This is a genomic window from Bradyrhizobium sp. CCGUVB4N (assembly GCF_024199945.1).
Classification (GTDB): domain Bacteria; phylum Pseudomonadota; class Alphaproteobacteria; order Rhizobiales; family Xanthobacteraceae; genus Bradyrhizobium.
Genome location: NZ_JANADP010000001.1, coordinates 2097926 through 2117559 on the forward strand (window position 1 = coordinate 2097926; position 19634 = coordinate 2117559).

16 protein-coding genes and 3 pseudogenes are annotated in these 19634 nt (G+C 57.9%); 4 read left to right on the forward strand and 15 right to left on the reverse strand.

Annotated elements, in window-relative coordinates:
* Positions 1–9: 9 nt before the first annotated feature.
* The 8 genes from NLM31_RS09430 to NLM31_RS09465 all read right to left on the reverse strand — a co-directional run bounded on the left by NLM31_RS09430 (position 10) and on the right by NLM31_RS09465 (position 8166).
* Complete coding sequence (locus tag NLM31_RS09430; protein WP_254192100.1) at positions 10–699, reverse strand: ABC transporter ATP-binding protein; 690 nt, start codon at positions 697–699, stop codon at positions 10–12.
* Positions 686–1432, reverse strand: a complete 747-nt coding sequence (locus NLM31_RS09435; RefSeq protein ID WP_254128916.1) for an ABC transporter ATP-binding protein — start codon at positions 1430–1432, stop codon at positions 686–688. The genes NLM31_RS09430 and NLM31_RS09435 overlap by 14 nt, the downstream gene beginning before the upstream one ends.
* Positions 1429–2445: a branched-chain amino acid ABC transporter permease gene (locus tag NLM31_RS09440; RefSeq protein WP_254192101.1), complete on the reverse strand. Its 1017-nt coding sequence runs from the start codon at positions 2443–2445 to the stop codon at positions 1429–1431. The genes NLM31_RS09435 and NLM31_RS09440 overlap by 4 nt, the downstream gene beginning before the upstream one ends.
* 4 nt (positions 2446–2449) lie before the next feature.
* A complete protein-coding gene (locus NLM31_RS09445) occupies positions 2450–3313 on the reverse strand; it encodes a branched-chain amino acid ABC transporter permease (RefSeq protein WP_254192102.1) in 864 nt (287 codons plus the stop codon).
* Between the two features lie 89 nt (positions 3314–3402).
* Positions 3403–4743, reverse strand: coding sequence for an ABC transporter substrate-binding protein (locus NLM31_RS09450; RefSeq protein WP_254128919.1), 1341 nt, complete (start codon positions 4741–4743; stop codon positions 3403–3405).
* Positions 4744–4772: 29 nt separating this feature from the next.
* The gene (locus NLM31_RS09455) at positions 4773–6002 is read right to left on the reverse strand and encodes an ABC transporter substrate-binding protein (RefSeq protein WP_254192103.1); all 1230 of its coding nucleotides are present in this window, start codon (positions 6000–6002) and stop codon (positions 4773–4775) included.
* A 126-nt stretch (positions 6003–6128) separates the two neighbouring features.
* Positions 6129–6965, reverse strand: a complete 837-nt coding sequence (locus tag NLM31_RS09460) for a phosphodiesterase (protein ID WP_254192104.1) — start codon at positions 6963–6965, stop codon at positions 6129–6131.
* Positions 6966–6993: 28 nt separating this feature from the next.
* On the reverse strand, positions 6994–8166 hold the full coding sequence (locus NLM31_RS09465; RefSeq protein ID WP_254128921.1) for a cobalamin-independent methionine synthase II family protein: 1173 nt from the start codon (positions 8164–8166) through the stop codon (positions 6994–6996).
* A gap of 969 nt (positions 8167–9135) precedes the next feature.
* Between NLM31_RS09465 and NLM31_RS09470 the strand changes: the two genes are divergently transcribed.
* The gene (locus NLM31_RS09470) at positions 9136–10041 is read left to right on the forward strand and encodes a LysR family transcriptional regulator (RefSeq protein WP_254128922.1); all 906 of its coding nucleotides are present in this window, start codon (positions 9136–9138) and stop codon (positions 10039–10041) included.
* Positions 10042–10330: 289 nt separating this feature from the next.
* Here the strand turns inward: NLM31_RS09470 and NLM31_RS09475 are convergent.
* The 4 genes and pseudogenes from NLM31_RS09475 to NLM31_RS09490 form a co-directional block, all read right to left on the reverse strand.
* Positions 10331–10646 (reverse strand): annotated as a pseudogene (locus NLM31_RS09475) (EAL domain-containing protein); the annotation flags it as partial.
* 71 nt (positions 10647–10717) lie between these two features.
* Positions 10718–12160 carry a phosphonoacetaldehyde dehydrogenase gene (gene phnY / locus NLM31_RS09480; RefSeq protein ID WP_254128923.1) on the reverse strand — a complete coding sequence of 481 codons (1443 nt, stop codon included), beginning with the start codon at positions 12158–12160 and terminating at the stop codon, positions 10718–10720.
* A gap of 137 nt (positions 12161–12297) precedes the next feature.
* The gene (aepY, locus tag NLM31_RS09485) at positions 12298–13458 is read right to left on the reverse strand and encodes a phosphonopyruvate decarboxylase (protein ID WP_254128924.1); all 1161 of its coding nucleotides are present in this window, start codon (positions 13456–13458) and stop codon (positions 12298–12300) included.
* Between the two features lie 70 nt (positions 13459–13528).
* The gene (locus NLM31_RS09490) at positions 13529–14605 is read right to left on the reverse strand and encodes a methyltransferase (protein WP_254128925.1); all 1077 of its coding nucleotides are present in this window, start codon (positions 14603–14605) and stop codon (positions 13529–13531) included.
* Positions 14606–15288: 683 nt separating this feature from the next.
* Between NLM31_RS09490 and NLM31_RS43395 the strand changes: the two genes are divergently transcribed.
* Positions 15289–15723 carry a hypothetical protein gene (locus tag NLM31_RS43395; RefSeq protein WP_375167480.1) on the forward strand — a complete coding sequence of 145 codons (435 nt, stop codon included), beginning with the start codon at positions 15289–15291 and terminating at the stop codon, positions 15721–15723.
* On the opposite strand, the gene NLM31_RS43400 is transcribed toward NLM31_RS43395, so the two are convergent.
* Together NLM31_RS43400 and NLM31_RS09500 are read right to left on the reverse strand one after the other, a co-directional pair.
* The gene (locus tag NLM31_RS43400; protein ID WP_375143550.1) at positions 15720–16037 is read right to left on the reverse strand and encodes a hypothetical protein; all 318 of its coding nucleotides are present in this window, start codon (positions 16035–16037) and stop codon (positions 15720–15722) included. The two genes, NLM31_RS43395 and NLM31_RS43400, sit on opposite strands and share 4 nt — an antisense overlap.
* Positions 16038–16459: 422 nt before the next feature.
* Positions 16460–17026 (reverse strand): annotated as a pseudogene (locus NLM31_RS09500) (IS630 family transposase); the annotation flags it as partial.
* Between the two features lie 78 nt (positions 17027–17104).
* Here NLM31_RS09500 and NLM31_RS09505 point away from each other — a divergent pair.
* Positions 17105–18277 carry an IS110 family transposase gene (locus tag NLM31_RS09505; protein ID WP_254191892.1) on the forward strand — a complete coding sequence of 391 codons (1173 nt, stop codon included), beginning with the start codon at positions 17105–17107 and terminating at the stop codon, positions 18275–18277.
* A gap of 464 nt (positions 18278–18741) precedes the next feature.
* On the opposite strand, the pseudogene NLM31_RS09510 reads toward NLM31_RS09505, so the two are convergent.
* Positions 18742–19290: pseudogene (locus NLM31_RS09510) on the reverse strand (IS630 family transposase); the annotation flags it as partial.
* Between the two features lie 39 nt (positions 19291–19329).
* Here NLM31_RS09510 and NLM31_RS09515 point away from each other — a divergent pair.
* The gene (locus tag NLM31_RS09515) at positions 19330–19602 is read left to right on the forward strand and encodes a LexA family transcriptional regulator (RefSeq protein WP_254192105.1); all 273 of its coding nucleotides are present in this window, start codon (positions 19330–19332) and stop codon (positions 19600–19602) included.
* The last annotated feature ends 32 nt before the right edge of the window (positions 19603–19634 follow it).

Below are 19634 nucleotides of genomic sequence, written 5' to 3' on the forward strand. Positions count from 1 at the left end.
GGCAAGATTTCAGTCCGTCTCGAAGACGCTGTTGGCGAGAAGTTCGGCCGGATTGCGTTCCGCCACGATCTGTCCCTTCTGGACGACCAGCGCTCGAGCAACCAGCGAGGCGACGAAACTGAGATCCTGATCGGCAATGATTATGGCCGTGTTTTCCAACCGGTGAATTGACGATAGGCATTCGGCGATTTCGTCGGTCACTGAGGGCTGAATGCCCTCTGTCAGTTCATCGAGCAGAAGAAGCCGCGGCGAGCGAACCATGGCGCGCGCAAGCGCCAGCAACTGCCGTTCGCCTCCACTCAAAGCACCGCTGGGGCGCGCGAGAAGCTTTTCGAGCCTAGGAAAGAGACGCAATATTTCGTCAATCGGCTTTGCCTTGCCGGCGCCGGGCATCATGCCCGCGAGCAACAGATTCTCCTTGACGGTCAGGCCCGGAAAGCCCGCGCCGCCTTGCGGCGTGTAACTAAAGCCGAGACGACTGCGTTGATGGGCAGGCAGAGCTTCGATGGCAACACCGTCCAGTATGATGCGGCCGCCTTCGACCGGCAACAGCCCCATGACGGTCTTAAGCAAGGTGGTCTTGCCCATACCATTGATACCGATGATCCCGAGAATCTCATGAGCGCCGAGATCGAAGCTCAAGCTGCGCAGTACCTGTGTATTGCCGTAGCCGGAGACCAAGCGTTCAGCTTTCAGCATGAATGGCCTCCTTCTTGCGGCCGAGATAGATGTCTCGAACGGTCTCGTTCGCCTCGATTTTGTCCATGGTGTCCTCCACCAACACTTTCCCCCTGTGCAAGACAGTAACCCTCTGTGCGAGGCGGGCGATGAACTCGAGGTCGTGCTCGACCACGATCACCGTGGCACGGGCATTGAGGCGCTTGATGATGTCGACGGTCTTCAACATCTCGTCGCGGGTCATGCCGGCGGTCGGTTCGTCAAGCAGCGCGAGACGGGGATCGCTCGCGAGCAGCATGCCGAGTTCGCACCATTGGCGATGAGCGTGCGACAGTGTGACCGCCGGCTGGTGAGCGAGACGATCGTCGAACCCGATCTCGTCCAGCACCAGGTCAACGACCTTGTCCAGCTCACGCTTTGCGAGGCGTCTTCGCAGGGCGGCGAGCCGGATATTTTCGCGAACGTCAAGGTTGGCGTAGATGCTCGGGATCTGGTTCTTGATGGCAATCCCTAAGCGGGCAATACGATGGGTCGGTAGCCCCTGCAGGTCGTGGCCCTCGAAGAGAACGTGGCCACTGGTCGGCTGATGCTGATGGGTGAGGCATTTGAAGAGTGTGCTCTTGCCAGCACCGTTCGGACCTATGAGGCAGCGGATTTCGCCGGCGGTCACGACGAGGTCGACGCCGTCAACAGCGGCAACCCCGCCGAACCGTTTAACCAAACCCCGCGTTGCGAGAATCGGTGAGCCGCTCATGCCGGCTTCTCCTTCCGCCGCAAGATACCGAAACGGTTCGGGAATCTCAGGTTCGACAGCTTAAAGATCATCGGCAGCAGACCTTGCGGCGCAAGCAGCACGAACACGATGATCGTCGCGCCGAAAATCAGCTCCGTATTGAAGATCTGGTCGGCTCCGAGCTGGCTGCTGAGAAGCTGGAAGCCGAAGCTTGCCACCACGGGTCCGACAAAGGTCCCAAGTCCCCCGGCAATCACCCACAGAACGAATTGCGAGGCTTGCGGAAGATCGAAGACATTCGGGCTGACAAAACCCATCACCGCCGTGTAAAGCGCTCCACCGAGCCCTGCGATGGCAGCACTCACGGCAAAGCCAACGAGCTTGTAGGAGCGAATGTCGTAGCCAAGGAGTTCGCTCCGCAACTCACTTTCGCGAATCGCCGTCATGATACGCCCGGCATCGCTCGAACGCAGGAACGAGAGCAGGATGTAAGCGCCTGCAAGCGCGAGCAAACAGATTGAGAACGTTGCGTCGGTGGATAGAAATGCCTGCGGATCACCTGGCATATTGAGCGAGGGTACTGCCGTGATGCCATTGAAGCCGCCGAGCGGCACCGGACCGACGTGAAACCAGGGGTCCGCGGTCGACGTCATGAAGGAATAGAAGATCAGCGTCACGCAGAGCGTAATGACGCCGAGATACACGTCACCCAGACGGCTGAAGAACAGGAAATAGCCAAGGATGAGCGAGAATACGACCGGCAATACGGTCCCGATCAGCACGGCAAGAGTACTATCGCCGAGATTGGAGACCGCGATGGCATAGGCATAGGCACCAAGACCGAAGAAGACCGAATGTCCGAGGTTCAGGATCCCGAGCGTCCCCCAGACGAAGGCAAGCCCAAGTGCTGCGATCGCCATGGCCGAAAAGGCCGACAGATTGAGGAGGTCGAATGGCTCCAGAACAAACGGCCCAAGGGCCGCGAACAGGACGAGAGCGGCTGGAAACAGAGCATGTTTAATTTGGCGCACCATGACTTTATCGCCCTCCGGTCCACAGGCTGGAGACGCCCGTCGGAAACAGGCGCAGGATGACCACGGCCAAAAGCAACAGCGAGGCCTGGCCGACGACTGGGGTCGCGAAATAGGACAGCAGCGCCTCAGCCGGCCCAAGGATCGTTGCGGCAGACAGGAACCCCGTAATCAAGGCGCCACCACCGCTGATCACCGTGACGAAGGCGCGGGCGACATAGGCCGCCCCCATATGAGGAAGCACACCGGATATCGGCGCCAGCAGCGCACCGGCCAAGCCACTGATTGCTGCCCCGATGATAAAAGTGGCCGCATAAACGCGATCACAATCGACCCCGATGGTCGCGGCCATCTCCGAATTCTGCATCGCCGCCCGCGCGATCAGCCCGTATTTCGTCCAGTGCAGTGCTAACAGTGAGCCCACGACCAGCAGGGCGGTGATGACGACCAGGAACAACTGGTAAGCGCCGATAGAGTAGGCCCCGATCGGAATATTGCCGAGCGGAGCGCTCACGCCCATCGTGGTGTTACCGAAGATGGCCGTCACAGCGCCAATCAGGAACAGGCTCAGCCCCCAGGTCGCCAGCATCGTCGTCACCAGATGACCGTAGAGTCGGCGAATGATGAGGCGCTCCACGACCGCGCCGATCAGGGCAACGAACATCGGCGCCACAACCAGCATGGAGAGCCAAAGATTGATGCCGGCATGATTGGCGATCACGGTGGCGTAGCCGCCGAGCATGATGAACTCGCCGTGAGCAAAGTTGATGACGCGCATCATGCCGAAAATGACGGCAAGCCCCAGGCTGATCAGGGCGAGAAGCGCGATGGAATTGGCTACCGCGAAGCACAATATGATGTATTGGTCCATGATCTAATCCCGACCTGCGAAAAACGGGGACCGGCAACGGGCTGCGGCGCCGCAAGAGGCGCGGCGCCGGCGAGCCCTGCCACCAAGATCTACGGCATCAGGAAATCGGTCTGGTTCGGATTGGTGAAGACATTGCACTTGCCGTCATAAGTATCCGGCGCAATCTGCTCCTTCTTCTCGATCAGGCTCCAGACGCGGTTCTTAACCTTGATGATGTGGACGTCTTGCGTCGTGTTGTGGGTGGGGCCATCCGTGGTCATGACCCCAGCAGGTCCTTCCCAGCGAATGCCGCTTTCGAGGGCGGCGAGAACCGCTTCCCGCTCGAAGCTGCCTGCACGTTTGACGGCTTCAGCCCAAAGCATGACACCGCTGTAGCCTCCGAACACTTCGCCGTTGATATAGGGGTGGTTCTTGCCGGCCACGGCTTCGACCTTGGCCAGGAACTCCTTATTCTTTGGTGTGTCGAGCTCCTGGAAGTAGTTGTAGGCAACGATCACGCCGTCGGTTTCCTCGGGAGCAAGAACCTCGTGCTCGTTGCCAGCGGCAAACACGATCGAGATGATCGGAATCTTGTTCAGCATTCCGGCCGCTGCCCACTGCCGGTAGAACGCCATGGCTGGACCGCCAACGAGGCAGGAATGGAGGATATCCGGCTTGGCCGCCTGAATCTTTGCGATAGCCGAGGTGAAGTCCGTAACGTCGAGAGGATAGTAGTCATCGGCTACCACCTCGCCACCTACGCGCTTGGCCATTACGTGGTTCCAGATGCCGAAATTGCGGGGTGCGTTATAGTCTGAGGCGATGTAGTAGAGTTTCTTGCCGAGATTCTTGAATGACCATTCGAGTAGCGGCACAACCTGCTGGTTGCCACCCGTGTTGACGCAGAACGTGTTCTTCTCGCAAAGCCCGCCTTCATAGAAGGAGCCGTAAATGAAGGGGATCTTGTACTTGCGCAGGACCGGGCGCGTGGCCTCGCGCGCAGCGCCGCTCAGCGCACCCTGCACCATGACGACCTTGTCGTTCAGCGCCGCCCTCTGCGCATATTGCGGGTATTTGTTGATATCGGACTGGCCGTCATAGACCTTGAGCTCGACCTTCTTGCCGAGCAGACCGCCGGCGGCATTGATCTCCTCGACGGCGACTTTCATGCACAGATTCGACGGCACGCCATAGATATCAAGAGCTCCCGACAAGTCGTGCAATGAGGCGATCGCGACCGTATCCGCCGCGGCCAGGGCGCGGGTGGACGACGAGCCGGCGATCACCGCGGCGGAGAGCGCTGCGGACGAGCCGAGAAAATTGCGACGGGACAAGTTCATAACAATGTTTCCTTTGAGCTCTGAGGAGAAGAGAAGCCAAGATAATGTGAAGAGAAGAGCATGTCGGATCGACGCGACGTGTCGTCGTCGATCATTCAGGCCAGCAAGCAAGAACTCCCTGCCGGCGCCTAAGTGCGCATCTAAGGCATCAGGAAATCGACCTGTTTGGGATTAGTGAACACGTTGCACTTGCCGCCATAGGTGTCCGGCGCAATCTGCTCCTTCTTCTGGATGAGGCTCCACACGCGGTTCTTGACGGTGATGATGTGGACGTCTTGCGTGGTGTTATGGGTGGGACCATCCGTGGTCATGACACCGGCCGGCCCCTCCCACCGGATGCCGCTTTCGAACGCCGCCGTAACCGCGTCCCGCTCGAAGCTGCCGGCGCGCTTGACGGCTTCCGCCCAGAGCATGACACCGCTATAGCCGCCGAAAGCATCGCCGTTGATGTACGGACGGGACCCGCCGACGGAGGCGTCGACCCTGGCCAGGAATTCCTTGTTTTTCGGTGTGTCGAGTTCCTGGAAGTAGTTGTAAGCGACGATCACACCATCGCTTTCCTCCGGGGCAAGAACTTCGTGCTCATTGCCCGCGCCGAAGACGATTGAGATGATCGGGATCTTCTTCAGCATTCCGGCGGCCGCCCACTGGCGATAGAAGGCCATGGCCGGCCCTCCCACGAGACAGGAATGCACGATGTCGGGCTTTGCCGCCTGGATTCTTGCGATGGCCGAGGTGAAATCCGTGACATCCAGGGGATAGTAGTCGTCGGCTACGACCTCGCCGCCTTCGCGTTTGGCAACCACATGATTCCAGATGCCGAAATTGCGCGGCGCGTTATAATCCGACGCGATATAGTAGAGCTTCTTGCCGAGATTATTGAACGACCATTCGAGCAGCGGAACGACCTGTTGGTTGCCGCCAGTGTTCACGCAAAAGGAATTCTTCTCGCAGAGGCCGCCTTCGTAGAGCGAACCATAAAAGAATGGCACCTTGTAACGGCGCATGACCGGTCGCGTCGCCTCTCGTGCGGCGCCGACCATGGCGCCCTGAAGCATAACACAGCGATCGTTCAATACTGCCTTTTGCGCGTACTGGGGGTTCTTGTTGATGTCAGACTGTGTGTCGTAGATCTTGAGATCGACTTTTTTACCGAGGAGACCACCGGCCGCATTGATCTGCTCGACAGCGACCTTCATGCACAAATGCGACGGAGCGCCATAGATGTCGAATGGTCCGGACAGATCATGCAGCGAGGCAATCGCGACAGTGTCTGCTGCGGCCCAAGCGAGGTCCGCAAATGAGCCGACCACGGAGGCAGCCGAGACCGCTGCGGAAGACTGAAGAAACGCGCGGCGTGACAAAGGCATGTGAATGCTCCTTGGAGCTTGAAAATGAGAGCCCAATGGTGCGAACGACCGCCTCCGTCGGGGCCAAACGACGGACGGGCAGGCTTGATGCTCTTCGGCGAGGAGTGGCTTTCGCCGAAGGCAGAATCAGGGTTGGGCTTGCCGTGCCATCGGCACGACTTGACGCTCGACAGGCAGGTCGGGCTCGTACAGGTACTTTGCGCTTCCATCGAGAAAGTCGTGGGTGTGGATCACGACGGCGTCCGGGTTCAGGAATGCGATTGCATAGGCCGGTGGCTCCATGCTGCAGGGAATCCCTCGCTTGTGGCTGAAGTCGAGCCACAATTGATGATTGAGTCCGCGCAAAGTGGAAAACGGAATGTTCTGCCAGCTTCCGGTAATCGGGCGATGCACATGCCCGAAGAACAGATGGCGGATAGCATGACCGTCCAAAATCCGTCCGAACGCCGCGCCATCATCAAGCATGATGTCGTCGGCCGGCCGGAAATGAACCGACAGCGGCGGATGGTGCATGAACAGATAGACCGGCTTGCCCTGCGCCTCGTCCAGGCGTGCGCGCAGCCATGCCTGGCGCTGTTCACAATAGAGGCCCGCATGGCTGTCGGAGCGCTTGGTATCGAGGAAGAGAAAGCGCCCCGCTGACGTGTCGAGCACCGATTGAACAAAACCGTGATCATCCACGGGAGCTTCGGGAAACACGCTACGGAAATTGCCGCGATCGTCATGATTACCCATCAGAAGCCGCACCGGCATCGGCAGGACCTCAAGCGCTTCCCGCAGGCGAATATAAGCGCTCCGTTCGCCATGGTGGGCGAGATCGCCCGTGATCACGCAAAGCTCTGCATCTGCATGGTGCCTGGCGACATCGGCAAGGCAGGCCTTCAGGCGTTCGCCCGGGTCATTGTCGAAGAGACGATCGCCAGGTGGAACGAGGTGAAGGTCTGTGATTTGGATGATTTTCATTGCGGTGTTTGCCAGCGGCTTTGCGCCTTCACGAGGCAATGGCTTGCCTGGAGCGCGTTGAGTTCGCGTTCCAGAGCCGGCGGGATGCAATCTCGGCGCCTTGCACAAGCGACTCGAGTTTGCGCCAGGCAATGTCCGGGTCGACGGTGTGAAAGGTCGCAAAGCTCGCGAAGCCGCAGTCCGTTCCAGCGATTACGCGCTCGCGGCCGACCAGATTGGCGTATTGCTCGATGCGCTGAGCGACGACTTCGGGATGCTCAATGTAGTTCGTGCAGGTATCGATAACGCCTGGCACGATAACCTTATCATCGGGAAGTCGCGTTTCCTTGAACAGGCTCCATTCATGCGAGTGGCGCGGATTCGCCGCCTCCAGCAGAAGCGCCATTGGCCGCGCCTTGATGATGATGTCGAAGATCTCGTGGAGATCGATGTCGTGGTGGTGCGGCGACTCATAATTGCCCCAGCATAGATGCAGGCGCATCCGATCGGCGGGAATGTCGCGCAGAGAATGATTGAGCACTTCGACGTGAAGAGCGATTTCCTTGCGGAACTCCGCCACATCCATTGGTTTGGCCCGAAAATGGCGGCCGAGCGCCAGATCCGGACAATCAATCTGCAGGAGCAAGCCTGATGCAGCGACGGCATCGTATTCATGCTTTATCGCATCGCCTAGCGCATAGAGGTAGGCTTCCTGCGATGGATAATATTTGTTGGGCATGTAGTGTGCCATGATCCCCGGAGACGAGGCGTTCATGAACGCTTCCTCGACAGAAACCGTGTTGAGTGCCGCCTTGAGATTGGCGATATCCGTCGCCACCGCCGCCTCTCCCTGGTACTCGAGAGGCCCCACGCAAGCGGGAGTCTTGATATCGAGATTGACCCGCTTTGCGAAATTCGAGAATTCGGCCAGTTCGGACAAGGCAAGCGGCTGATCAATGCCCGTCAAGCCTGTCATACGCTCGCGCGCATAGGTCGAATAGGCATATTTGCTCATCTCGCCATCATCGACAACCGTTAGGTCAAGATTCGCCTGCTTTTTTACGATGTCGGCGACCGCTGAACTGATGCTGGCCGCCAGCAAGGGACCGCGATCAGCGCCCAGTCCCCCCTTTTCTTTCGCCAGCAGCATTTCCTCCAATAGGGGCGGCCGCGGCAAGCTGCCGACATGCGTCGTAAGGATTCGATCGGTGCTTACTTTCATTCGTCTCTCCTGTAAATTTTGGCGAACTCGGCCGACGGCCCTCTATCAGCGCTTCTGCGGCGCGAGGAGCACCTCCTTCACTGATGATTTCATTGGGCGTGAGCGATGCGCTCCCTGTTTGCGAGCCGAGAGCGCATAGCGGCTTGTCGTCTGCTTCCGGAGAAGAGGCGTAGCAAGTGTTGTTGACGCGTAAATGTCTTGATATTAGCCTTGCTAATAGAAGAAGTACTGCTTCTATTGAATAAGCTGGCTTCCAAATCGGCTCAGTATTGCCACTGCCGCCTTTATCCTGCGCGACGAGCCTGTTGATCGCAGTCAATTATCCCGGACCGTGCCACCGTTCCCGGTAAGAAAATTCAACGAGCAGCTTTAATTGTCGGTACGTTCCGTTTCAAAGTGTTTGCAGTTGGCACTATCTCTTTGAGATGTTTCTCTCGCGCAGAGGCGTTGCTGCGAAGCTGAGGTTCTTTGGCTTGCCTAGACCTGAGACTAGCGAACAAGGCTCCAAGCTCTGCTTGGAGAAGCAGCAGAAGTTTGACTTTTCGTATACCGTGTGATGTTCATTCCCGAGTACCACAAGAAAACTGTGCGGCGACCTGAGGCAACATCTCGGAAAGTTGTTTCGTCGATTCGTGATGCAGAAGCAGAGCTCGATTGAGGAAGGGTTATGAGAACCTTCTGGGAGCCGGGAATACGTTGTTTTGACCGTCGGCCCAGACGAATCCGTGGGTAGAGAATGAATCCGGAAGCAAGAGGCCGAAGATCCGCACCTTTATCCGCTGTTCATGTGGCACTGATTCCACCTTTGGGTGTCCTCATCGATTGTGCCCGCACTGGCGATGCCAACGTGGAGGTTGATCCGCCCAACGGTTTTTGGTTCTGCCAGAGACAACGGACGATGCGCGAAAAGCCCTTGACCCCGCTTGGGAATGCGAATCCACCACAATGGGATGAGCAGGCTTCAACAGCATGAAAATCAGTTCTCATCAGACTGCTGCTTTTACAGAGGTCTTCAGGCGGAGAAGCGTTTCTGAAGCTGCAACCGTCCTCGGTGTCACCCAGTCGGCCGTCACCCAGCATCTTGCCAAGCTCGAGCAACATATGGGGACGACACTCTTCATTCGGCATCGCACCGGGCTCGTACCTACAAAGCCCGCTCAGGAACTGTTCGCGCTAACTGATCGCGTTCGGGTTCTAGAGCAACTGGTCGCGGAGAAGATCAATGCCTACAGTGATCTATCCGCCGGCCATCTAACGGTGATCGCGAACGCGCCTTGTCCGGCGATGCCGATTATTTCCGAATTCAACCGGCGTTTTCCGACAGTGAGGATTACGTTTTCACTGGTGCCCTGGGAGCTTGCTAAGCAGCGACTTGAAGCGCGTGATGTCGACATTGCTATCATCACCGAACCTGATGACCTTGCCAGCCTATTCCACGTGGAGCTAAGCAAAACTCGGCTTATGGCGCTCGTGCGGCGCGAGCATCGGCTCGCCTGCAGACCGACACTCAGTCTGGCTGAACTTGCACAAGAAAGGATCATTCTAACCGAGGATGGTTCTCTAACACTACGAGAAGTGGAAAAGGCGTGTCTTGAGAAGAGTATAAATATGCCGAATGTTATTAAGATGGCGACTTATCCCGTTCTAAAGGAAGCGGTTCTGCACGGAATCGGGGTAGGTATTCTTCTTCAAGACAGCGTTTTTCCAGCAGAGGAGCTCGTGTACAAATCTGTCGATGAATTCTGCAGTGATTTCAAAACGTATATCGTCACGACATCGGATAAAAGACGCTTACGGTGCGTAGAGTCATTCTTTGAAACGGTTCAGATGTCTATAGAGAATCAACGAAGTAATCGCCATGCCGAGACAGATTAGAAGTCCTATCGCAGCCGCCTTGCGCGGACTGAAGGAACATCGTTCGAGGTAGTTGCTACACGACGGGGCCTGTTGGAATACGCCCTTGGATGGTGAGCATCGACGCGCGAGGAGTACGACCGCGCTCGCCGGAGATCTCAGCCGGCTGTCGTTGGTTTCATGGATGTCGCTCCGGCCTTCGATGTCGTAGGGTGATATCGCAAGTTGGTCACGTGCTTATCTCGGAATTCATTCCGTTGGCATGATGGTCACTTGGTTTGCCCACGGTGTTTCAAGCAGCAGGCGTCGATCATTGCCTATCTTGATCGAGTAGGGCGAAGATGCGGTCGGCTGATACCGGTCGGCCGATGAGATATGCTTGGATTTCATCACAGCTGGTTTGGCGCAAAGAGCTGCTTGGTGATTTCGACGCCTTCTGCGACCACGCCAATGTGTAGATCGTGCGCCAGTGAGATCATTGATTTTACGACAGCCGCGCTATCCGGCCGTGTCAGCATGTCGCGTATAAAGGACTGATCGATTTCAATGTGGGAATAAGGCAATTCTAGCAAATAGGTCAGCGACGAAAATTCCGTTCCGAAATCATCAAGCGCTACCGTCCCCCCTGTCGATTGTTATGATAAGGATGCAATAGGACGATTCCTCCGCCTTCGGCGCCAGCCAAAAAGCATTTGGCCTAGACCGGCCATGGAAGCGAGTAGGTCTTCAACTGCGTGAAGCTACGCATTGCTTCCAGCACGCCCTCCTTGTGCCCGAGTCCGGACTGCTTGATTCCCCCGAACGGGGTCAATTCGGTGCGATATCCGGGAACTTCCCATACGTTGACGCAGCCAACGGCGAGACCGTCGATGAGCTTCGTCACATGATCGAGCCGGTTGGAGCAGACTCCGGCAGAAAGTCCGAACTTGGTTGCGTTAGCGATCGATATGATCTGATCAACATCGTTCGGACAACGGATGATCGGCAGCACAGGTCCGAATGTTTCTTCAATGACCAGTTCGCATCTTGGTGAGACATAGTCCAACAGGGTGGGCGGATAAGATGCGCCGTCAGGTGGGCTTCCGAGCAATAGAGTAGCACCAGCATCGACGGCATCGCTAACGCGCCGAGCAATCAGTTTGGCCGCCTCTTGATTGATGACGGTGCCGAGGTCAACCGATGGATCGCTCGGATCGCCGGTCGAGAGCTTCCGCATGTGATGGAACGCCCGCTCGGCAAATTCGTCGGCAATAGAATCAACGACGAGTGCCCGCTTGACGGATGTACATCGTTGACCCGAATTCTTGATCGCTCCTTGAACAGCTAGATGGGCCGCCCGATCGACATCGGCATCTTCGAGCACAATGATCGGATCGTTCCCACCGAGCTCCAAGATGAGCTTCCGGTAACCGGCCCGTTCCGCAATATGATGCCCAGCGCGAACGGAGCCGGTAAATGTCACCAGCTCTGCATTGGGATCGGTGAACATCGCATCTCCCAAGCCGTGGGGGGCTCCAGTCACGATCGAAAGCATACCCTCCGGAAGGCCTTGCTCGTACAGAATCCTGCCAAGCGCTAGAGCAGTCAACGGCGCCCGCTCAGAGGGCTTCAGGACCACGCGGTTGTTCGTCGCAATGGCGGGAGCGAGTTTATGACTGACGAGATTGAGAGGATGGTTAAACGGCGTGATAGCGGAAATCGCACCGGTGAGCGGTGTGCGCATGGAAAAAATGCGCCGATCATGGGGTGTCACGCCAATGTCAGATGGATAAATCTCGCCCTCGCTCTGGATCAAGGTGTGGGCAGCAAATGACCAAACATCGCATGCACGCCCGGTTTCATGCAAGGAGTCCTTCAGGCAGAGGCCGGTTTCTGCCGTGATAAGCCGAGCAAACCGGTCTTGATCTCTTCTAACGGCGCTTGCTGTCCCCAGGAGGATATCCGTTCGTTCGCGGCGCGTGAGCCGAAGATCAGTCCGCGCAGCTATCTCAAATGCTTGGCGTGCATGTCCCGGTCTAGCCTGCGGGACGCTGCCAACAAGCATTCCCGTGAATGGATTGCGGACCTCGATGGTCGCGTCCGAGTGGGCAGGCGCGCCCGCGATGAGCATTGGATGGTAGTCTTGATCGTTATCGTGCATGCCATAACTCGATTGGTTGCGCCTATTTAAGATCCGAGACAGATCTTGCGTTGTTCCGAAGTAGCTTGCTAGCCCATAACAACCCGGTTCATCCTCGAAACAGAGCGATGAAAATCAGCATACGCCCGACCATAGAGCTACGACGCCCGTCCCGTTTTCCGGGCGGTCTCGGGCTCGTTACGGCGAATGCTGGCACAACGCTGAAAGGTAGTTTTGTTCTGTAGGGGAGAATATCGACTCGTGACGCGGGGAAGCTGAGGGGGATGGAGGCGGTTGACTTTGCAAACTACGAAGTGGGGCCCCTTATGCTGAGCGCATTGCCGCATGATAGTCGCGATATGCTCGGCTCGCTCACAGCGGGTCGCCGTTCGATACCCGCAGGCGGAGGCGATAACTTCAAGAGACGTCGTTCGTGATGTCGAGAGCTGACCGCCAGTTGAAACATAGCCTTCGTTGTCCAGCACCACATGCATGAGATTTTGGGGGCTGGCATAGCCAATAGTCGATAGAATCCCCATGTGCATGAGCGCGCCACCGTCTCCATCCAATGCCAGGACGGGGCGGCCAGGCGTGGCCAGCGCGAGCCCTGCCGCGACCGCACTGCAATGCCCAAGGGAGCCCTGCATGTAGAAATTCAGGGGACGATCTTGGACACGGAACAGCTCACGCGAGATGAACCCGGTCGTAGAGACAATGAGAGTGTCATTTTGGAGCTGCTGGCAAATCAACTGTATGGCTTGCCCGACACTAAGCCCGTAGTGGATTGCATCAGCTCGTAGTTCAGCCGCGCTGCAGTCGGATAGCTGGCCTCGCCGGAAGAGCAATGCAAACGGGGAAGCGCGATGAAATTCATCGTTGCCGCGCGCGAGCGCGTGATCCAAGCCGGACTCGGTCCCATCGAAGTCACACCACTCAATGGAGAGCTCGTTCAGAAGAGTCTTTGTCTTGGCACCCATGATCGCGTGTTGTGGCTCGTCGACAGATTCGTCGGGGTGGCCGCGAACGGACAAGAGGAGCAAGAGCGGAATTTTGTTGACCATCAACAGAGATGTCAGCGGGTTGATGATGTTGCCGAGCCCAGAGTTTTGAAGCGCAACGACGCCTCGCTGTCCTGAGAGAACCGCGCCAGCAGCTAGTGCAATTGCGCTGCCTTCATTGGCGGCAGGCACGGTCAGGAATCCAGGAGAGTCAGCCACTTGGTCAAATAGATCGCCAAAGTTGGAACACGGTACCCCAGAAAAAATGCTGTACCCAGCGGCGCGGATCTTCGACAGCAGAACGCGGGTCGGAATGGACATGTCGTGCTCGCGCGATTCAAGAAAGGAGCGGCGGAGTAAGTCGCTCCCCAAAGCAGTAGTGTCAAAAGCGTCAGGCGATCTTTTTCGCGACGATGAGGCTGCGATTGCAGATGGATTTGTGGTAGTCGATCTCTTGGAAGCCTGTGCTCTCGAGCATGGCCCGCATGTCCTCGAAGGAGTAACAGCAGCCCTCGTACCCCGTCGTAAGCAGCACGGAGTATTCTGCTTCGGCAGCTGGAGACGGGCGGCCTCCGCGGTCGTCAGGGTGGCAGCTGTAAATTGCTATGCGACCGCCGCAAGTCATGCTGTCGAAAGACTTGCTCAGGAGCAGTTGGACCTTGTCAGGTCCCCAATTGTGAAGGACGTGCGAATAGAGGTGCAGGCTGGCATCCCGGGGCAGGGGGTCGACGAACATGTCTCCAGCTATGACATGGGCACGACCCGGGTACAAATTGCGGTTAGTGAGACAGCTCCTTGCAAGTTGATCAACGGGTGGACGCTCGAAGATCGTTGCCGAGAGTGAGGAATTGCACATCAATAAATGCGCAGAATAGACGCCTGATCCACCGCCAACATCGAGCAAGGAAGTATCGTTCGTGCAGTCAAGCAGCGTCGCGAGGTGCGGAGCAAAGATCCGTCCGCGTTCCTCCATGCCTCGCGTGTTCAGATCGGCAAACTCATCCGTCTGCATCAATGCGTCCCAAGTCTTGGTTACGCCACGCTCGACGTGCCAGGTTTCCGAGCCATCCTGTCGTAGGATCTCATAAAGTTCCCGAACAGAAGGCTTATACTTCATCGTTGCAATATACGAGGCGATGTTGTCTGCGGAATTGCCACTCAGATATCGAACGGCGCTGGCCGTTGCGTGCAGCCGGCCGGATTGGTTGGAGATGAGGCCCCACGATTCGAGGAGTCGAACCATGGTCCGCGTTGGCCGCTCCCGAAGAGAGAAATGGAGTCGCAGTTCCTCCTCGGTGACCGGGTGACCATCCAGGTAAGTAAAGAGGTCAAGCCATGAGACTGCGGCGATATAGAGATCCGCGGCATACGAGCTGTCGCGCCACTTGATCATTTGTGAGATATCGGGAGGGTAGACAGCGGCGGCTTCAGAGATATGATCGCGTGACGTCAGTGAAGAGGATTGCATTGCCGCAAGTCCTTCGAAGGATTTGTATCTGTGGATGAGCTATTGCTGATCTCGGCAAGCTCTAGCCCGACATTCGGCCAGCAATCAGTGACACACGTTCGTCATTTGGATCAATTGCTAGTAATGGTAGTTGACCTTTCGCAAACTCTTGCGTCCAGCACGATGTTGTAGGAGTGACGGCCAAGCGCCGAAAATCACAAGCTGCACATGCGAGCACCGTTAACTCCTTCTCACTAACAATCGCAAGGCTCGGCAATCGATGTCTGCGGAGTACTTTTGGATATGCTTAGCGATGATACGGGTCGCGACGCTCGTTCGAGGCAGTGCAAGAGGGGGCCAACACCGAATTTGGTTGGCGCGCAACCTCTTGTGTGCGCTTATCGGTCGCATTCCGGTTCGCGGTCGAACCGCTGTCGCGGTGTAGCGAAATGTATCCGGCTCTAGAGCGCGGTCTTCTCGATACATACAAGCGGTCTTCTCGACTCATCGAAAAGGCTGCGACTCGCGTTGGCGGCGCTGTCGCACCTCTGACGTATGTCGCAACTGCTTCAAAGCACGTGAGGCATCGCAATTGATCGCGGACGCCTACTTGTTGTCTTTACGCTTGACTAGCGCGACCTGTGGGTACTGGTACGATACTTGCTGTTCTCCTCGCCAGCTCTCAAAAGCACGCAGGAGGAGAAATGAACCGGACCACGATCGGGGCCAGTGGTGGAAATGGCGTGCATGCGACAGCGAAATTCGACGCCGTGGTCATCGGCGCCGGCGTCGCCGAGCTTTATCAACTCTACCCCCTGCGAGAGTTCGGGCCGCACGTCAGGGCGATCGATGCGGCCTTGGGTGTCGGCGGCACGCGGTATTGGAACCGATATCCCGGTGCGCGCGTCGATTCAGAAGGCTACGTCTATCCGTACATTTTGTCCGAAAGTCTCTACAAAGGATGGAGCCGGAGCGAAAAGTGTCTGAGCCAACCGGAAATCGAGCGCTGGCTGAATTACGTAGCGGACGAACTTGATCTGCGCAAAGACATTCAGTTCGGCATGACCGTCCAGAGCGCTCATTTCAATGAAGCGGCCGAACGATCGGTGGTCGCGATCAACAAATGCCCGAGCGGCTAAGGGATTCTAAGCTGTGCGACCTGCTGATCCCAGCCGAATATGGATTCGGTACCCATCGAGTCCCTTTGGAGCAGAACTTCCTCGATGCATTCAATCGGCACAACGTGGGAATTGTTAGCGTCAAGACCAACGCAATCGAGCGCATCGCGGCCGAAGGCATCCAGATGGCCGACAGCATGACTCACCCGCTCGACGTCATCATCTTGGCGACCGGGTTCGACGCAGGAACGGGCGCTTTGACCCGCATCGACATCCGCGGTCGCGATGGACGGCAGAGACGTTCGGACCAAGGTCGAGTGGATAATCGAATGCATCAGCCACCTCCGTGGCAAGAACTTGAACGTGATCGAGCTGACCAAAGAGGTGGAAGATCAATGGGTCGCACATCAGGATGAGACTGCCAAAGAGATGTTAATCGCCAAGACTAATTCCTGGTACTAACTCCTGGTACTTGGGATCGAACGTCGAAGGGAAGCCGCGTCGGGTTCTCTCCTACACGGACGGCGTTGGCAGCTATCGACAAGAATGCGACGAAGTCGCAGCAAGCGGCTATCAGGGCTTTGCCATGCACTAGCTCCAAAATTAAGCCGAATCCGGCGCGAGCAGGCCCGAGATTCGAGAGTTCCACTTGATGGTGGTTTTTACTTGGGAAAATGGCACCGTGACGGGAGCATTATCAGATCTGCGGGTCGTCGAGATTGGCAGCGCGGCGGTTACTAGTACCGCTCCACAGAGATTATGACTCCTTGACGGGATAGGCTTTGTGGAGTTTTTCGCGAGCCTTCTCGGTAGTGAACATCCATTGGATTTGAGCGCCTTCGGCGTTGCGCCGCTGTTGCCAAGCGGCGACCTCGGCGAGGATGGTTTCCTTGTCGTCGATGCGGCGGTCGAGGCATTGGCTGCGCAGGACGCCGATTTCGATTTCCACCATATTCAGCCAGCTGGCGTGTTTCGGGGTGTGGTGGAACTGAAGCCGCTTCAGCACCCGGCGAGCCTCCGGTGCGGGGAAGGCGTCGTAAAGCGCCCCGGTTGAGTGGGTGGAGAGGTTGTCCATCACCACCCGGATGATCGGGGCGTCGGGATAGTCGATATCGACCAACTCGCGCATGCACTCGGCGAAGTCTTGGTTGGTGCGCCGGTCGGTGACCTTGACTCGGCGCCAGGGACGGTGGGCGTCGAGGAAGACGAACAGATTGACGGTGCCGTTGCGGCGATATTCGCAGTCGTAGCGCTCAAGCTGGCCCGGCTTGGCGGCAATGGGCTCGCGCACCTCGCCGATGAGTTGGGTCGGACTCTCGTCGAAGATTCCATGGGGAGTGGATAGCGACTAGGTCTGAGGCCAGACTGAGGTTGCTGAATCCCTTCAACCTGGAGAACGACGATGTTGCTCGATCATCATTCCGACGGACCGGCCGCTATCCGCACGCAGTTTGGCGCAATTTTTGTGTCGTTGGAACTGAGCCGTTCGACTTGGCTGGTTACCTCGCTATCGCCCGGCAAGAGCGAGAAAATGTCCAAACGCAGCGTGAAGGCCGGCGATATTGCGGAACTCTTGAAGCTGTTCGCAGAGCTAAAGCGCAAGGCGCAGGCGCGAACGGGTGAGAGCTATCCGATCATTACGATCCAGGAGGCGGGGCTGGATGGGTTCTGGCTTCACCGCAGTCTGCAGCAGGAGGGCATCGAGAGCCACGTGGTGGATCCGGCCTCGATCGCGACTTCGCGCCGGCGCAGGCGGGCCAAGACGGACAGGCTGGATGGCGAGACGCTGCTGCGGGCGCTTTTGGCCTACAAGCGCGGCGAACCGCGGGTCTGCGCGATGGTCGTTGCTCCCTCTCCGGAAGAAGAGGACCGCCGCCGGATTTGCCGTGAGCGGCGGACATTGATCGCTGAGCGGATCGAGCATGTGAACCGGATCAAAGGCCTTCTGTTCGCGCAAGGGATATCTGATTACGCGCCGTTGCGGCGCGACCGGCGGGCGCGCCTTGAGGCCCTGCGTACGGGGGACGGTCGCGCACTGCTGCCGCATCTCAAAGCGCAGGTCAGTCGCGAACTCGATCGGCTCGAACTGCTGCTCGACCAGATCAAGGCAGTGGAGGCCGCGCAGGATGCTCTCCTGGTCGAGGCGGGAAAGCCAGCCGGCGAGAAGAAGGGCGCAGCGGACCCGGTCACAATGCTGCTCGCCTTGAAGGGAATGGGCGCCAACTTCGCCGGGGTTCTCTGGTCGGAGGCCTTCTACCGCCACTTCGCCAACCGTCGTCAGGTTGCTGCCTATGCCGGTCTTGCGGCCACGCCATGGCGGAGTGGCGGTATCGAACGCGAGCAGGGCGTGTCGAAGGCCGGCAATCCGCGGCTGCGCACAACCATGGTCCAGCTCGCCTGGCTCTGGGTGCGCCACCAGGGACAATCGGCTCTGGCGCAGTGGTTCAAGGCGCACAGCCAGCGCGGCCGCAAGCGTGCGATCGTGGCGCTGGCGCGCAAGCTGCTCGTGGCTCTGTGGAAGTACGTGACCGCAGGCGTCGTGATTGAGGGAGCCGTGATGAAGTCCGTCGCCTAACACAAGCGCTTTCCCCCGCAAACTCAAAACCAATCTGCCGAGGTTCGATCAGCCTCGGCCGATCCGGGTGGACGAACCGATGGTCTGCATGGCTTCAAAAAGCCGCGTCGAAGAATGGTCTCGTCCTCTCGAGCCTGCCCGCCGCAAGCGGAATGTTGGTGCAGTTGCCTCGCGCGACGACCGAATGTGAGTTTGATCTGGCAAGTAAACCAGATTGCCAAAACCGGGCTCGACTTGGATCGCCATCGAAAAAAGGAGCTATCTGGCCTGCCTACGCCCGACCACATCAGCCTGATGGCGTGCTCGATCAAGTCAAGGCCAAGCCGCTGCGCGGCGGCCCTACGGGCCGGCCTTGACTTGATCTGCGCGCCCCATCTCCAAAGCTCCAAGGTCGGGACGAAGAGCTGGCCTGCCATCGAACAAAGAGCTGACCAACCACCTTGACACACTCAATCCCCATGTGAGCAGACCACAGGTCGTTGGGGATCGGGCGCCTCGGCATAGAGGTCGAGCACATCCTCCATGCGAGCGACGTATTCCCCGTCAACCTTGGGGATGCACCACATGTCTTTGCGCCAGGGCTTCAGATGGTTCTCCGCCAGCCGTCGACGGACGGTCTCAGAAGACAGCTCTTCATGGTCGGTGAGCCGGACCATCTCATCGGCCAGCAGCTCAAGGGTCCAGCGGGCCCGTCCCGGTGGCGGCTTTGAGCAGGCGGTCGCCACCAGGAGCGCCTCCTCCTTGCTCGATAATTTGCGTGCTACCCCAGGGCGCGGCTCCTCGGAGAGCGCACCCTCAAGGTTCGCCTCCACGAAACGGCGCTTGGTCCGATAAATCGTCGATCCTGAGACCTTCAAGGTTGCGGCGATTGCCTCGTCGCTCAAGCCGTCGTTCGCCGCCACGAGGATCTGCGCGCGTTTTATTTTGCGCGTCGCGTGGCGTCCCCCGCTCAACAAAGCGTCAAGTTGATCACGTTCCGATTGGCTAAGGTCGACACGAAACTTTATATTCAACTGCACCTCCTTAAGCGTCGAGGCGCGGATGAATCGGAAATGAGTCAAACACTTGACGAAAGCCCCGCGGCGGCCGGACCCCGCTTTACGCAGACCCAAGGCCAGTACCTAGCCTTCATCTACGCCTATAGCCGGATCTTCAAACGGCCCCCGGCCGAAGCCGACATGCGTCGCCATTTCGAGGTCACCGCTCCCACCGTCCACCAGATGGTGCTGACCTTGGAAAAAGCCGGGCTCATCACACGCGTGCCCGGAGCTGCCCGAAGCATCCAACTTCTCGTCCCTCCGGAAGCCTTGCCGATTTTGCGCTAAAAAAATCCGTCATCATCTCTGTGGAACGGTAC